Origin of the sequence: Pseudomonas sp. MWU12-2029 (assembly GCF_023242425.1) — a bacterium.
Classification (GTDB): domain Bacteria; phylum Pseudomonadota; class Gammaproteobacteria; order Pseudomonadales; family Pseudomonadaceae; genus Aquipseudomonas; species Aquipseudomonas kribbensis.
Genome location: NZ_JALJDY010000006.1, coordinates 1 through 15,071 on the forward strand (window position 1 = coordinate 1; position 15,071 = coordinate 15,071).

At 60.7% G+C, this 15,071-nt stretch carries 15 protein-coding genes and 1 pseudogene; 5 read left to right on the forward strand and 11 right to left on the reverse strand.

What is annotated here, in order from left to right; genetic code table 11:
* Positions 1–60 precede the first annotated feature (60 nt).
* The 6 genes from M5B44_RS15935 to M5B44_RS15960 all read right to left on the reverse strand — a co-directional run bounded on the left by M5B44_RS15935 (position 61) and on the right by M5B44_RS15960 (position 5,368).
* Positions 61–801: a hypothetical protein gene (locus M5B44_RS15935; protein ID WP_114886331.1), complete on the reverse strand. Its 741-nt coding sequence runs from the start codon at positions 799–801 to the stop codon at positions 61–63.
* 72 nt (positions 802–873) lie between these two features.
* Positions 874–1,254: a RidA family protein gene (locus M5B44_RS15940; RefSeq protein WP_003229509.1), complete on the reverse strand. Its 381-nt coding sequence runs from the start codon at positions 1,252–1,254 to the stop codon at positions 874–876.
* 24 nt (positions 1,255–1,278) lie between these two features.
* Positions 1,279–3,384 carry a bifunctional GTP diphosphokinase/guanosine-3',5'-bis pyrophosphate 3'-pyrophosphohydrolase gene (gene spoT / locus M5B44_RS15945; protein WP_007954439.1) on the reverse strand — a complete coding sequence of 702 codons (2,106 nt, stop codon included), beginning with the start codon at positions 3,382–3,384 and terminating at the stop codon, positions 1,279–1,281.
* 57 nt (positions 3,385–3,441) lie between these two features.
* A complete protein-coding gene (gene rpoZ / locus M5B44_RS15950; protein ID WP_003229503.1) occupies positions 3,442–3,705 on the reverse strand; it encodes a DNA-directed RNA polymerase subunit omega in 264 nt (87 codons plus the stop codon).
* 168 nt (positions 3,706–3,873) lie between these two features.
* On the reverse strand, positions 3,874–4,494 hold the full coding sequence (gmk, locus tag M5B44_RS15955) for a guanylate kinase (RefSeq protein WP_025112706.1): 621 nt from the start codon (positions 4,492–4,494) through the stop codon (positions 3,874–3,876).
* Positions 4,495–4,504: 10 nt separating this feature from the next.
* A complete protein-coding gene (locus M5B44_RS15960; RefSeq protein ID WP_007954440.1) occupies positions 4,505–5,368 on the reverse strand; it encodes a YicC/YloC family endoribonuclease in 864 nt (287 codons plus the stop codon).
* Between the two features lie 267 nt (positions 5,369–5,635).
* Between M5B44_RS15960 and rph the strand changes: the two genes are divergently transcribed.
* The 3 genes from rph to gltS all read left to right on the forward strand — a co-directional run bounded on the left by rph (position 5,636) and on the right by gltS (position 8,351).
* Entirely contained in the window at positions 5,636–6,358 is a 723-nt protein-coding gene (gene rph / locus M5B44_RS15965) for a ribonuclease PH (RefSeq protein WP_085708868.1), read from the forward strand.
* A gap of 29 nt (positions 6,359–6,387) precedes the next feature.
* Positions 6,388–6,756, forward strand: coding sequence for a DUF4870 domain-containing protein (locus M5B44_RS15970; RefSeq protein ID WP_085708869.1), 369 nt, complete (start codon positions 6,388–6,390; stop codon positions 6,754–6,756).
* Between the two features lie 386 nt (positions 6,757–7,142).
* Complete coding sequence (gene gltS / locus M5B44_RS15975) at positions 7,143–8,351, forward strand: sodium/glutamate symporter (protein WP_248739838.1); 1,209 nt, start codon at positions 7,143–7,145, stop codon at positions 8,349–8,351.
* An 81-nt stretch (positions 8,352–8,432) separates the two neighbouring features.
* Here gltS and M5B44_RS15980 read toward each other — a convergent pair whose 3' ends face one another.
* Positions 8,433–9,212, reverse strand: a complete 780-nt coding sequence (locus M5B44_RS15980) for an exodeoxyribonuclease III (protein ID WP_007920349.1) — start codon at positions 9,210–9,212, stop codon at positions 8,433–8,435.
* A gap of 82 nt (positions 9,213–9,294) precedes the next feature.
* Here M5B44_RS15980 and pyrE point away from each other — a divergent pair, with 82 nt between their 5' ends.
* Positions 9,295–9,939, forward strand: a complete 645-nt coding sequence (gene pyrE / locus M5B44_RS15985; RefSeq protein ID WP_007954442.1) for an orotate phosphoribosyltransferase — start codon at positions 9,295–9,297, stop codon at positions 9,937–9,939.
* Positions 9,940–10,009: 70 nt separating this feature from the next.
* Here the strand turns inward: pyrE and argB are convergent, their stop codons facing one another.
* From argB to coaBC, 4 genes and pseudogenes are all read right to left on the reverse strand, one after another.
* Positions 10,010–10,915 (reverse strand): acetylglutamate kinase, encoded by a 906-nt coding sequence (gene argB, locus M5B44_RS15990; protein WP_119426808.1) that lies wholly within the window; start codon positions 10,913–10,915, stop codon positions 10,010–10,012.
* 17 nt (positions 10,916–10,932) lie between these two features.
* Positions 10,933–12,336 (reverse strand): annotated as a pseudogene (locus M5B44_RS15995) (phosphomannomutase/phosphoglucomutase); the annotation flags it as partial.
* A 236-nt stretch (positions 12,337–12,572) separates the two neighbouring features.
* Positions 12,573–13,028 (reverse strand): dUTP diphosphatase, encoded by a 456-nt coding sequence (gene dut / locus M5B44_RS16000; protein WP_248739839.1) that lies wholly within the window; start codon positions 13,026–13,028, stop codon positions 12,573–12,575.
* Positions 13,029–13,033: 5 nt separating this feature from the next.
* Positions 13,034–14,242, reverse strand: coding sequence for a bifunctional phosphopantothenoylcysteine decarboxylase/phosphopantothenate--cysteine ligase CoaBC (gene coaBC / locus M5B44_RS16005; RefSeq protein ID WP_085708873.1), 1,209 nt, complete (start codon positions 14,240–14,242; stop codon positions 13,034–13,036).
* Positions 14,243–14,377: 135 nt separating this feature from the next.
* Between coaBC and radC the strand changes: the two genes are divergently transcribed.
* Entirely contained in the window at positions 14,378–15,052 is a 675-nt protein-coding gene (gene radC, locus M5B44_RS16010) for a RadC family protein (RefSeq protein ID WP_248739840.1), read from the forward strand.
* The last annotated feature ends 19 nt before the right edge of the window (positions 15,053–15,071 follow it).

Consider the following 15,071-nt stretch of genomic DNA (forward strand, 5'->3'; position numbering starts at 1 on the left):
GCGGACGTAAAAAAGGCGGGAGCAATGGCTTGCTTCCGCCTTTTTTGTTTCACGCGCAGATCACTGCTTCTCGAGCAACCATTTGCGTTCACCCGGGCTGAACTGCGGCTGTTCATCCGCCAGCGCCGTGTTCACGGCCTGCAAAATTTCCAGCTCCTTGCCCTTGCGAACGAAGATCCAGTTGTTGCCCTGGCCGTTCTGCTGCAGCCACATGCTGTCGTTGCCGCTGCTCATCGATGCGCAGTCGCCCGCCAGGCACAAGGCGTAGCGGTCGGCACCCGGCAGGCCGGAGACTTGTCCGTCAGCCTGGAATTGCACAGTGGCGCCTTCGCCCTGGCCGCTGGCGATGGTCCAGTTGCCGCCCAGGTAGGCCGAGTACAGCGCACGTTCGAAGCTGGCGCCGATCGGTGCGCCTTCCGGCACCGGAATCTGCGCGCGATCGAAGAGCTGCTGGGGTTCGTTTTCGCTGGCAGCCTGATGCAACTGACCGCCGTCGCGTTTCAGTTCGCTGCCGGAGCTGCCGTAGAAGTCGACTTTCCAGGCGCCGGACTGTTCGCCCTGCAGCCGTCCTTCGACGTTCTCGAAACCGTTGGTGAAGCGGGCCTGGCCGGCCTTGGTGTTGATGTCCCATTCCAGGTTCGGGCCGTAGGCCTGAAGCGCTTCACGCAGGGGGCCGCCCTTGGCGGCGGCATCGATGGCGACCTGATTGATCCAGGTGCCGCTGATGTCACGGTCGGCAGGGTTGCTGGCGCAACCGCCGAGGAAAATGGCGAGCAGCGAGAGAGCAAGCGCTTTGCGCATGGTGGAATCCTTTCAAAACCTTTTCTTTACCGCAGAGCAGTCGGCGCGACCTGAAGGGCCGCGCCGTGCGCATTACTCGATGACCAGAATGGCATCCATTTCAACCTGCGAACCCTTTGGCAGGGCAGCCACGCCGATGGCGGCGCGCGCTGGGTACGGCTGGTCGAAGTATTTGCCCATGATCTCGTTGACCTTGGCGAAGTGGCTCAGGTCGGTGAGGAAGATGTTCAGCTTGACGATGTCCTTGAACGAACCGCCGGCGGCTTCGGCCACGGCTTTCAGGTTCTCGAAGACCTGGACGGTCTGGGCTTCGAAGCCTTCGACCAGTTCCATGGTTTTCGGGTCCAGCGGGATCTGGCCCGACATGTAGACAGTGTTGCCAGCCTTGATCGCCTGGGAGTAAGTGCCGATGGCGGCCGGGGCCTTGTCGCTGGTGATAACGGTCTTGGTCATGTATGACTCCTTGTAATGGTGGGCTCAGGCACGCATGCGGGTGATGCGGATCACCCCGGTCAGTGCGCGCAGTTTCTTGATCACGCGGGCCAGGTGCACACGGTCGTGGACGCTGACCACCAACTGAACGACGCTGATGCGGCCATCGCGCTCGTCCATGCTGATTTTCTCGATATTGCCGTCGGCCGCGTTGACGCTGCTGGCCAGCAGGGCGATCAGGCCGCGCTGGTGTTCCAGCTCGACGCGCAGTTCGACGTTGAATTCGCCGGTGACATCCTTGGCCCACGAGAGCTGGATGCATTTTTCGGGGTTGTGGCGGATTTCGCTGATATTGCGGCAGTTGTCCAGGTGCACGACCATGCCTTTGCCCGCCGACAGGTGACCGACAATCGGGTCACCCGGGATTGGCGTACAACATTTGGCGTAACTGAGGACCAGACCTTCGGTACCGCGAATCGCCAGCGGGCCTTCCGGGCTTGGCAATTGTTCGCCTTCGCCCAACAGGCGACGCGCCACGACGTAGGCCATGCGGTTGCCCAGGCCGATGTCTTCGAGCAGGTCTTCGATCAGTTCGAGACGGTACTCGGTGAGCATCGCCTTCACGCGTTCGGCCGGAATCTGTTCCAGCGCGCTGTCGAAACCGTTGAGCACCTTGTTCAGCAGGCGTTCGCCGAGGCTGATGGATTCGGAGCGGCGTTGCAGTTTCAGCGCATGGCGGATGTGGGTCCGCGCCTTGCCGGTGACCACGAAGTTGAGCCACGCCGGGTTCGGCCGAGCGCCGGGAGCGCTGACGATCTCGACCGTGGAGCCGCTTTGCAGCGGTTCGGACAGCGGCGCGAGACGACGGTTGATCCGGCAGGCGATGCAGCTGTTGCCGACGTCGGTGTGTACCGCGTAGGCGAAGTCGACCGCCGTGGAGCCTTTGGGCAGCTCCATGATCCGGCCTTTGGGCGTGAACACGTAGACCTCGTCCGGGAACAGGTCGATCTTCACGCTCTCGATGAATTCCAGCGAGTTGCCGGCACGTTGCTGCATTTCCAGCACGCCCTTGACCCACTGACGGGCCCGGGCATGGGTGCCTTTCGGCTGCTCGTCGCCGCTGGATTTGTACAGCCAGTGGGCGGCGATGCCGTTGTTGGCCATCTCTTCCATTTCGCGGGTGCGGATCTGGATTTCGATCGGTACGCCGTGCATGCCGAACAGGGTGGTGTGCAGCGACTGATAGCCGTTGGCCTTGGGGATCGCGATGTAATCCTTGAAGCGACCCGGCAACGGTTTGTACAAATTATGCACAGCACCCAGCACGCGGTAGCAGGTATCGACCTTGTCGACGATGATCCGGAACGCGTAGACGTCCATGATCTCGTTGAAGGCTCGACGCTTGCCGCGCATTTTCTTGTAGATGCCGTAGAGGTGTTTCTGGCGACCGCTGACTTCACCCTGGATGCCGTCGATGGCGAGGCAATGGCCAAGGGATTCTTCGATCTTGTTGACGATTTCCTTGCGGTTGCCCCGGGCGCGTTTGACCGCCTGGTAGATCCGCGCGGAACGCATCGGGTGCATGGCCTTGAAGCCGAGGTCTTCGAACTCGATGCGGATCGCGTGCATGCCCAGGCGGTTGGCGATGGGTGCGTAGATCTCGAGGGTTTCCTTGGCGATGCGCCGGCGCTTTTCGCCGGACAGCACTTCCAGCGTGCGCATGTTGTGCAGGCGGTCGGCGAGCTTGACCAGGATCACGCGAATGTCGCGTGCCATGGCCATGGCCATTTTCTGGAAGTTTTCAGCCTGGGCTTCGGCCTTGGTCTCGAAGTTCATCTGGGTCAGTTTGCTGACCCCGTCGACCAGTTCGGCCACGGTTTCACCGAACTGCGCTTGCAGCGCTTCCTTGGCGATACCGGTGTCTTCGATCACGTCATGCAGCATCGCAGCCATCAGGCTCTGATGGTCCATGTGCATGTCGGCAAGAATGTTTGCCACGGCAAGGGGATGCGTGACGTACGCCTCGCCACTGCGGCGGCGTTGGCCGTCGTGGGCTTGTTCGGCGTAGAAATACGCTCGGCGGACCAGGTTGACCTGGTCATTGCCGAGGTAGGTCGATAAGCGATCGGCGAGGGCGTCTATGCTCGGCATGATGTCTCCTGCCGTAGGCTGTGATCCCGCGCCGTGCTACGTCGACCAGGCATAGGCTTAGACGGCCTCGTTGGACTCGTCCTCGAACGCAGCGAAGACCGGGTCTTCGTGGACGATTTCCTGCTCGGCGATGAACTCGTAGCTCATCAGGCCTTCAGCGATTTCACGCAGCGCAACTACGGTCGGTTTGTCGTTTTCCCACTGTACCAGGGGCTCTTTGCCGCCGGTGGCCAGTTGACGGGCACGCTTGGTAGAGAGCATGACCAGCTCAAAGCGGTTTTCCACGTGTTCTAGGCAGTCTTCAACGGTTACGCGGGCCATGGTATTCCTCGGAGCGAATGCAATATGCGCGCTGCCCGGTTGGGCGAGCGGACTCAACAGTTTAAAAAATCACCAGCGATTAGGGAAGCGCTGATTTTTTGACCAGACTCTTCAACGCGCTGCAAGTGCCAATGTAAAGCCCTTGCAGCGGTTTTGGGAAGTGCTGTTTCAGCCCAGCAATTCAGCCAGCAATTTGCCGAAACGCACCTGTTGGCGTTTCTGTTGCAGCTGATTGGCGCGGAAAATCGCTTTCAGATCGTCCAGCGCGTGGGCGAAATCGTCGTTGATGATCAGGTAGTCGTACTCGACGTAGTGGCTCATCTCGCTGACGGCTTCACGCATCCGGCCGTCGATGATCTCGTCGCTGTCCTGGCCACGGTTGGTCAGGCGCTGGTGCAGGGCCTGCAGCGATGGCGGCAGGATGAAGATCGAGCGGGCCTGGGGCATCAGCTTGCGCACTTGCTCGGCGCCTTGCCAGTCGATTTCCAGAATCAGGTCGTGACCTTCATCCAGAGTCTGCTGCAGGCGGCTTTGCGAGGTGCCGTAGAAGTTGCCGAAAACTTCGGCGCGTTCGAGGAAGTCGCCGTGCTCGCCCATCTTCACGAACTCTTCGCGGCTCACGAAGTGATAGTTCACGCCGTCCACTTCGCCCGGGCGCATGGCGCGGGTGGTGTGGGAAATCGAGACGCGGATTTCCGGGTTGGCGTCGGTCAGGGCCTTGACCAGGCTGCTCTTGCCCGCGCCCGAAGGGGCGGAAATGATGTACAGGGTGCCGGTGCTGTGGGTCATGTCTGTTGCCTTACTCAATATTCTGCACTTGTTCGCGCATCTGCTCGATCAACACCTTGAGGTTGACCGCCGCCTGGGTGCTGCGCGGGTCGAAGGCCTTGGAGCCCAGTGTGTTGGCTTCGCGGTTGAGCTCCTGCATCAGGAAATCCAGGCGCCGGCCGGCGGCACCGCCGGATTTCAGCACCCGGCGAACTTCGATGATGTGGGTGCTCAGGCGATCCAGTTCTTCAGCCACGTCGCTCTTTTGCGCGAGCATGACCATTTCCTGTTCCAGACGCTGCGGGTCCATCTCGGCCTTCATGTCAGCGAAGCGGTCGAGGACTTTCTGGCGCTGGGTGGCGAGCATCTGCGGAACCAGTTCGCGCAGGGTCACCACGTCTTCCTCGATGGAGGTCAGGCGATCGTTGATCAGACGTGCCAGCTCCGCGCCTTCGCGCTCGCGGCCGGCCTTGAGGTCTTTCAGGCCTTGATTGAACAGGGCCAGCGCCTCGGCGTTCAGCGCTTGCGGGTCGGTGGCGTCGGCGACCAGCACGCCCGGCCAGGCCAGCACTTCCAGCGGGTTCAGCGCCGCCGGGTTCTTGATCAGGCCGGCGACGGTTTCGGCAGCGGCGACCAATTGTGCAGCGCGCTCGCGATCCACTTGCAGCGGCTTGCCGGTGCTTTCCTCGGTGAAGCGCAGGGTGCATTCCAGTTTGCCGCGCGACAGGCCCTGGCGCAGGGCTTCGCGGACGGCGCCTTCGAGGTCGCGAAACGATTCCGGCAGGCGCAGGTGGGGTTCCAGGTAGCGGCTGTTGACCGAGCGCAGCTCCCAGCTCAAGGTGCCCTGAACGCCGGCTTTCTCGACGCGGGCGAAGGCGGTCATGCTGTGCACCATGGGGTGACCTCGCGATACAGATCGGCGCGAATTGAAGCTTCGCAGCTCGATATCAATGAATTTAAGCCGACTGGCAGCAAAGGCGCAGGATTGTAGCGCAGTGCGGCAGATGCGCCCAAACACACGGTGTGACAAAGGGCTGCAGGCCGTCGGCGAAGCGCGTTTCAGGGCCCTGGATCGACGGCCGGAATTTTTAGGCAGTGCCCAGGCGCGGTGCGCAGCTCTATAATGCTCCGCAGTTTTCCGTCCCCAGTACAGGTATCTCCTATGAAACGTCCAAGTGGTCGCGCTGCCGATCAGCTCCGCTCGATCCGCATTACCCGCAACTACACCAAGCACGCCGAAGGATCGGTACTGGTCGAATTCGGTGATACCAAAGTCATCTGCACCGTCAGCGTCGAGAACGGCGTACCGCGTTTCCTCAAAGGTCAGGGCCAGGGCTGGCTGACCGCCGAGTACGGCATGCTGCCGCGCGCCACCGGCGAGCGTAACCAGCGTGAAGCGAGCCGCGGCAAGCAGGGCGGCCGCACCCTGGAAATCCAGCGTCTGATCGGTCGCTCCCTGCGCGCTGCGCTGGACATGTCCAAGCTGGGCGACGTCACCCTGTACGTCGATTGCGACGTGATCCAGGCCGACGGCGGCACCCGCACTGCGTCGATCACCGGCGCCATGGTTGCGCTGGTCGATGCGTTGAAAGTGATCAAGAAGCGCGGCGGCCTGAAGGGCGGTGACCCGCTCAAGCAAATGATCGGTGCCGTTTCCGTGGGCATGTACCAGGGCGAACCGGTGCTGGATCTGGACTATCTTGAAGACTCCGCCGCAGAGACTGACCTGAACGTGGTGATGACCAGCACCGGCGGCTTCATCGAAGTGCAGGGCACTGCCGAAGGCGCACCGTTCCAGCCTGAAGAGCTGACCGCGATGCTGGAGCTGGCCAAGAAAGGCATGAACGAGATCTTCGAACTGCAAACGGCTGCACTGGCCGACTGAGCCGGTTCGTAACCCGCAAGGAGGACGTGATGAGTGATGAGCAAGAGTTGCTGCCCAAGCCGAGCCACGAGGTTCGCCAGTGGGCAATGTTTTGTCACTTGTCCGCCTTGCTGGGGATCTGGGTTCCGTTCGGCACGCTGATCGGTCCGTTGATCCTGTGGCAGATGAAGCGCGAGACGGATCCGTTTATCGATGCCCAGGGCAAGGAAGCGCTGAATTTTCAGATCACCGTGGCGATTGCTTCGATGATCTGCTTCCTGCTGATGGTGCTGATCATCGGATTCGTGTTGTTCGGCCTGCTCGCCATTGGCGCGCTGGTGTTGACGATCATCGGCGGCGTAAAAGCCAATGAAGGTTTTCCGTACCGTTACCCATTTACCTGGCGCTTGATCAAATAGCATTCAGCCGAAATGTGCATGTTGGAATAATTAGTTCTGCATGTTTAAAAGCCCTGACTTGTCAGGGCTTTTTTGCAACTAAATAAACCTGAATTCCTCGTAGGAATAATCTGCCTGCGATGAATGGCAGAAGAATTTTATATATTCATCAGCCTTACATTTTTAGTCACAACTGCAATGCCTTGATACGGCCAAAGGTCATTGGCAGCATGACTTTGCGCTTGTTAAGGTTGTCGCACGTCATATTCCTTCAGAAATATTTCGATATATTCAGGCCATCGAAGGCTCTTGAATTTCAGTGTTTCCAGTGTTGAAACAGCCAGCCGATTCGTGAGGCGTATCCAGGGAAAAGTTCGCCTCCGACTATATAGCCAAGAATAATCCCGATGATTCAGCTCGATTTTTACGGCACGCTCGTGGCCGCTTCCCTTGTACTTCTGCTGGGGCGTGGTCTTGTTACCCGTGTTGGTGTACTGCGCAATTTCAATATTCCCGAACCTGTCGCGGGTGGCCTGTTGGTTGCTCTGGTTCTTCTGGTATTGCGAGCGCTCGATATAGAAGTCCGGTTCGATACCTCGTTGCAGGCGCCGCTGATGCTGGCGTTTTTTGCCACTATCGGTCTGAGTGCAGACTTCGCCAGCCTGAAGAAGGGCGGTCGCGTAGTCGGGATATTTCTATTGGCGGTCACCGGCCTCCTGATCCTGCAGAACGCCATGGGCATCGGACTCGCCACAATGCTTGGGCTCGATCCGCTGATGGGGCTGTTGACGGGCTCAATCACGCTGGCCGGTGGTCACGGAACTGGCGCCGCGTGGGGAACGGTATTCAGCGAGAAATACGGTCTGGCTTCAGCCTCCGAGCTGGCAATCGCCTCGGCGACATTCGGTCTGGTGCTGGGTGGGCTGATCGGCGGGCCGGTTGCTCGTCTGCTGATCAAGCGGGTCGAGGTGCCGGGTTGCCACGCGCAGGAGGCGCCGCGCCTGCCAAAGGGTTTTGAACAGCCGAACAAGGAGCGTTCGATCACGCCATTCTCGTTCATCGAAACCCTGGCACTGATCGCGGTCAGCCTGCTGGTCGGCACTCTGTTGAACGGGCTGCTGCATGGCACGGCATTCGAGTTGCCGACATTCGTTTGTGTCTTGTTCGTGGGCGTCGTGCTGCGCAACGGCCTCTCTGCGTTTGGTCTGTATCAGGTCTTCGAGCGGGAAGTCTCGGTGCTGGGCAACGTCAGCCTGTCGCTGTTTCTGGCGATTGCGCTGATGTCGCTCAAGCTGTGGGACCTGGCAGCGCTGGCGTTGCCGATCTTCATCATTCTGGCGGTACAGACACTGGTCATGGCGCTGTTCGCGGTATTCGTGACGTTCAGGGTGATGGGCCGCAACTACGATGCGGCGGTGCTGGCGGCCGGCCATTGCGGTTTCGGCCTCGGTGCGACGCCGACCGCCATCGCCAACATGCAAGCGGTGACGCAGCGTTACGGGCCTTCGCAGATCGCGTTTCTGGTCGTGCCGATGGTGGGGGCATTCTTCATCGATATCATCAATGTCATCGTGATCAAGTTGTACCTGGCGCTGCCGTTTTTCGCTGCGGTCTAAAGCACATTTCAGACTGAGGCTGATGCATAAAAAATGCCCGTATCCTGCGATACGGGCATTTTTTCTACTGCGAAACGACGCTTAGATGGTCAGCGTCCAGTCGTAGTCGACGATCAGCGGCGCGTGTTGCGAGAACCGAGGCTGACGCGGCAGGCGTGCGCTGCGCACGAAGCGCCGCAGGCCCGGGGTCAGGATCTGGTAGTCGAAGCGCCAGCCAAGGTTCAGCATCTCGGCCTGTTCGTTGTCCGGCCACCAGCTGTACTGGTCGCCTTCGCGGCTGACTTCGCGCAGGGCGTCGACGTAGCCCATGTTGCCGACAATCTCGTCCATCCAGGCGCGTTCTGGCGCCAGGAAGCCCGGAGATTGCTGGCTGTCGCGCCAGTTCTTGATGTCGAGCTTCTGCTGCGCGACGTACAGCGAGCCACAATAAATGTACTCGCGACGTTTGCGCCGCTGTTTGTCCAGGTACTTGCCGAAGTCGTCCATGAGCTTGAACTTCTGGTTCAAGTCCTCATCGCCGTTCATCCCCGAAGGAAGCAGCAAGGTGGCAATACTGACTTTGTCGAAATCTGCTTGCAGGTAGCGCCCGTAGCGGTCGGCCGTCTCGAAACCGAGACCGCTGATGACAGCCTTCGGTTGCAACCGCGAATACAAAGCCACGCCGCCTTGGGCAGGGACTTCAGCATCGCAGGCATAAAGGAAGTAGCCGTCCAGTTGGAAGGCTGGGTCATCCAGTTCAAAGGCGGAGGCACGGGTGTCCTGCAGGCAGATGACGTCGGCATTCTGTGCTTGCAGCCAACTGAGCAAACCGCGCTCGACTGCAGCCTGAATACCATTGACGTTCACACTGATGATCCGCATAAATGGCCCCAAAAATCGCGTGCGTGTATGATACACGGCGTCAAGCTAATTAGCTAAATCCGTGGTATTTGGGGTTTTTTTCATGCAAGCGTATCAGCGCGATTTCATTCGTTTTGCCATCGATCGCGGCGTTTTGCGCTTCGGTGAGTTCACCCTGAAGTCCGGACGCACCAGTCCTTACTTCTTCAACGCCGGCCTGTTCAACTCGGGTTCTGCACTGGCGCAGCTGGGTCGTTTCTACGCCGCAGCCATCGCCGAGAGCGGTATTCCGTTCGACGTGCTGTTCGGCCCGGCCTACAAAGGCATCCCGCTGGCGGCAACCACTGCCGTGGCGCTGGCCGAACACCACAACCGTGACCTGCCATGGTGCTTCAACCGCAAGGAAGCCAAGGCCCACGGCGAGGGCGGCAGCCTGGTCGGCGCACCGCTGACCGGTGAAGTGCTGATCATCGACGACGTGATCACCGCCGGCACCGCGATCCGTGAAGTGATGCAGATCATCGCTTCCCAGGACGGCGCCAAGGCCGCCGGCGTGCTGATCGCCCTGAACCGTCAGGAGCGCGGCAACGGCGAGCTGTCGGCGATTCAGGAAGTCGAGCGCGATTTCGGCATCCCGGTCATCAGCATCGTGTCGCTGAACCAGGTGCTGGAATTCCTGGCTGACGATCCGCAGCTCAAGCAGCACCTGCCAGCCGTTGAAGCCTATCGCGCCCAGTTCGGCGTCTGATCACTTCTTCCAGGCAAAAAAAGACCCCGCTCAGTCAGGCTGAGCGGGGTTTTTTTATTTACGCGATCGCTTAAGGACGCTTGCGATTGCTGATCAGCGTGCCCACACCGGTGTCGGTGAAGATTTCCAGCAGGATCGCGTTCGGTACACGACCGTCAATGATCAGCGAGCTGCCCACGCCGCCCTGAACCGCTTCCAGTGCACAACGGATCTTTGGCAGCATGCCGCCGTAGATGGTGCCGTCGGCGATCAGGTCGTCGACCTGCTGGGTGCTCAGGCCGGTCAGCACGGTGCCCGACTTGTCCATCAGGCCGGCGATGTTGGTCAGCAGCATCAGCTTCTCGGCTTTCAGCGCTTCAGCAACCTTGCCGGCCACCAGGTCAGCGTTGATGTTGTACGACTCGCCGTTTTCACCCACGCCAATCGGCGCGATCACCGGAATGAAGTTGCCTTTGACCAGCAGGTTCAGCAGTTCGGTGTTGATCCCGACCACTTCGCCCACCTGACCGATGTCGATGATTTCCGGCTGGGTCATCTCCGGGGTCTGGCGGGTGACGGTGAGCTTCTTCGCACGAATCAGCCCGGCGTCTTTGCCGGTCAGGCCGATGGCGCTGCCGCCGTGACGGTTGATCAGGTTGACGATGCTTTTGTTGACCTGGCCGCCGAGGACCATTTCCACCACGTCCATGGTCGCCGCGTCGGTGACGCGCATGCCGTCGACGAAGTGGCTTTCGATCGACAGGCGCTTGAGCAGATCACCGATCTGCGGGCCGCCGCCGTGAACCACGACCGGGTTGATGCCGACGGCTTTCATCAAGACGATGTCGCGGGCGAAGCCGGTTTTCAGCTCCTCGCTTTCCATCGCGTTGCCGCCGTATTTGATCACCAGGGTCTTGCCGACATAACGTCGGATGTAAGGCAACGCTTCGGACAGGACCTTGGCGGTTTGGGCGGCGGCTTCGCGTTCGAGGGTCATTCAGGGCTCCGGGTGAATCAGAACGGTAGTTGGAGATCAGGTGCAACGCGTTTCAACTGGGCATGGAACACAGCCTTGATGCGCTGCAATTCAGCCTCGTCATCGGCCTCGAAGCGCAGCACCAGCACCGGTGTGGTGTTGGAGGCGCGCACCAGGCCCCAGCCTTTGGCGTAATCGACCCGCACGCCGTCAATGGTGGTCAGGTCGGCGCCTGGACCCCACTGCGCATCGTGCAGTGCATCAATGATGCTGAATTTGCTCTCTTCGGTCACATGGATATTGATTTCCGGCGTGGAAATATCGTTCGGGAAGGTCGCGAACAGCGTTTCCGCGTCGGATTTTTCCTTGCTGAGGATTTCCAGCAGCCGTGCGGCGCTGTAAATGCCGTCGTCGAAACCGAACCAGCGTTCCTTGAAGAAGATGTGCCCGCTCATTTCTCCGGCCAGCAATGCGCCGGACTGTTTCATTTTCTTTTTGATCAACGAGTGACCGGTCTTCCACATTAACGACTGGCCACCGTATTCCTTGATCAGCGGAATCAGGCGACGGGTGCATTTGACGTCGAAGATGATTTCCGCGCCCGGATTGCGCGCCAGCACGTCGCGGGCAAACAGCATCAGCAGACGATCCGGGAACACGATGGTGCCGGTGTTGGTCACCACGCCGACGCGGTCGCCGTCGCCGTCGAAGGCCAGACCGATGTCAGCTTTGGTTTCCTTGACCTTGGCGATCAGGTCGACGAGGTTTTCAGGCTTGCCCGGGTCCGGGTGGTGGTTCGGGAAGTTGCCGTCGACTTCGCAGAACAGCGGGATGACTTCGCAGTTCAGCGCTTCGATCAGTTGCGGGGCGATCACGCCGGCCGCGCCGTTGCCGCAGTCGACCACGACTTTCAGGCGCCGGGCCAGTTTGATGTCCTGGACGATTTCGGTGGTGTAGCGGTCGAGGATCTCGACCTGGGTCACGCTGCCCTGGCCGCTGCTCAGGTTGCCGGTCTTGAGGCGCTCGTGCAGGGCCTGGATCTGTTCGTTGGCGAGGGTGTCGCCGGCGATCACGATCTTGAAGCCGTTGTAGTTCGACGGGTTGTGGCTGCCGGTGAGCATTACGCCGGATTTGCCGGCCAGCACGTTGGCGGCGTAGTACAGCGCCGGGGTCGGCACCAGGCCGACGTCGCTGACATGGCAGCCGCTTTCGGCGATACCGCGGATCAGCTCGGCAACCAGCTCGGGGCCGGACAGGCGGCCGTCACGGCCGACGGACACGTTCGGTTCACCCTGGGCCAGGCTCTGGGAGCCGATGGCGCGGCCGATCCAGTAAGCGGTTTCGGCATTGAGGAATTCCGGCACGGTGCCGCGAATGTCATAGGCGCGGAAGATGCTGTCGGGAAGCTTCGGGGCGACTTGGGCGGGGGTGCTCATCTGCGGAAATGCTCCATCTCGAAAGTGGCGGGACACACCGACGAATCATCTCGGCGGCAGGCTCAAACTGAAGGGTATGACGGCGGTTTTCACAGAGAGTTCGTGGTGTGAAAGGGCCATGACGCCTTGTCCGGCGTGGCTTTGGCCTGCCAATGCCTTGATTTTCGGCGCTAAACCTTGCAGATGACATTTTGAATTTCGTGGCAAGCAACGCGTACTCGCCACGACAGGTTTTCAGCCGATTACTTGGTGCCGGAGTGGCCGAAACCGCCAGCGCCACGCTCAGTTTCGACGAACTCTTCAACCATTTCGAAGTGCGCCTGCACCACCGGCACCAGCACCAGTTGCGCCAGACGTTCGCCGACCGGCATGGTGAATTCGGTCTGGCCCCGGTTCCAGCAGGACACCATCAGCGGGCCCTGGTAGTCGGAGTCGATCAGGCCGACCAGATTGCCCAGCACGATGCCGTGCTTATGGCCCATGCCCGAGCGCGGCAGGATCAGCGCGGCGAGGTTCGGGTCACCGATGTACACCGACAGCCCGGTAGGGATCAGCACGGTTTCACCCGGCTTGATCACGATGTCCTTTTCCAGCATGGCGCGCAGGTCGAGGCCGGCGGAGCCCGGTGTGGCGTATTGCGGCAGCGGGAATTCGGTACCGATGCGTGGGTCGAGGATCTTGGCTTGCAAAGCGTGCATGTAAATTAAACCTGGTTCAGACGTTCGGCGATAAAAGTGACGAGCTGGCGAGCAATCTTGCTCTTGCTGGTCTGGGCGAAAACCGTGGCGTGCAGCCCACGGTCGATGACGCTGCAGGCGTTTTCTTCGCTGTTGAAACCGATGCTCGGGTTGGCGACGTCGTTGGCGACGATCAGATCGAGATTCTTGTCCTTCAGCTTGCGTGCAGCGTAGTCGAGCAGGTGTTCGGTCTCGGCGGCGAAGCCGACACTGAACGGACGGTCGGGACGGGTCGCGATGGTGGCCAGGATGTCCGGGTTACGCACCATTTGCAGGACGAAGCCGTCACCGCTCGTAGGGTCTTTCTTCAATTTTTGCGGGGCGACGACTTCCGGACGGTAGTCCGCAACCGCCGCCGAGGCGATGAAGATGTCGCAAGGGATCGCGGCTTCGCAGGCAGCGAGCATGTCGCGGGCGCTGACCACGTCGATGCGGGTGACGCGATCCGGCGTCGGCAGGTGCACCGGGCCGCTGATCAGCGTGACGCGGGCGCCGGCTTCCACCGCCGCTTCCGCCAGGGCGAAGCCCATTTTGCCGGAACTGTGGTTGGTGATGTAGCGCACCGGGTCGATGTTTTCCTGGGTCGGGCCGGCGGTGATCACCACATGCTTGCCGGTCAGTGCCTGACGCTGGAAGCAGTCTGCCGCGAGCTGGGCCAGGTCGGTGGCTTCCATCATGCGGCCCATGCCGACGTCGCCGCAGGCCTGGCTGCCGGAGGCCGGGCCGAAGGTCTTCAGGCCACGGCTTTCAAGGAGTTGCAGGTTGGCCTGGGTCGCCGGGTCGCGCCACATGGCCTGGTTCATGGCCGGGGCGACAGCGACGATGGCGTCGGTGGCCAGCACCAGGGTGGTCAGCAGATCGTTGGCGATGCCCTGGGCCAGTCGGGCCAGCAGGTCGGCGGTGGCCGGGGCGATCAGCACCAGATCGGCCCATTTGGCCAGTTCGATGTGGCCCATCGCCGCTTCGGCGGCCGGGTCGAGCAGATCCAGGTGAACCGGGTGGCCGGACAGGGCCTGCATGGTCAGCGGGGTGATGAATTCGCTGCCGCCACGGGTCATGACCACGCGCACTTCGGCGCCCTGATCGATCAGGCGGCGCACAAGGTCGGCGCTCTTGTAGGCAGCGATACCGCCGCCGACGCCCAGAACGATGCGTTTCCGATACAGCCGCTGCATAGGTCTGCCTTTCATTTCGTTGGTGACATGCGTGGCGAAACCCCCTCCCCAGGGTGAATTCGCCCGCAAAAAAGATGGGCTACGATATCACAGCGACCGCTACGGAACAGCGGCGCCCACAGACAAGGAATGTGTATGAGTATTCGCGATTGGCCGGCGGCGGAAAGGCCGCGGGAGAAGCTGTTGGAACAGGGCTCGGGAAGTCTTTCCGATGCCGAATTGCTGGCGATTTTTCTACGCACCGGCGTATCCGGTAAAAGCGCGGTGGATCTGGCGCGACACTTGTTGAGTCAGTTCGGCAGCCTGCGGGCGTTGCTGGAGGCAGATCTCGGCGCGTTCAGCGAGCAATTGGGCCTGGGGCCGGCGAAGTTTGCCCAACTGCAGGCTGTGCTGGAGATGGGGCGGCGACATCTGGCCGAGCGCATGCGGCAGAAAACGGCGCTGGAGAATCCACAGGTGGTCCGTGATTACCTCAAGGCCATGTTGCGCCACGAGCCGCACGAGGTGTTCGGCTGCCTGTTTCTGGACTCCAAACATCAGGTGCTGACCTTTGAAACGCTGTTTCGCGGCTCGATCGACAACACTGCGGTGCATCCCCGGGAAGTGGTGAAGCGCTCGCTGGCCAATAACGCGGCAGCCGTGATCCTGTGCCATAACCACCCGTCGGGTAACACCGATCCCAGTCAGGCTGATCGATTATTGACCAAGCGATTGCAGAAGGCTTTGGAGCTGATCGACGTTCGGGTGCTCGATCACTTCGTCGTTGGCGATGGGGAACCGTTGTCGATGGCGGAGTGTGGCTGGATGTAGCTTGCAGCGACTGCAGTCG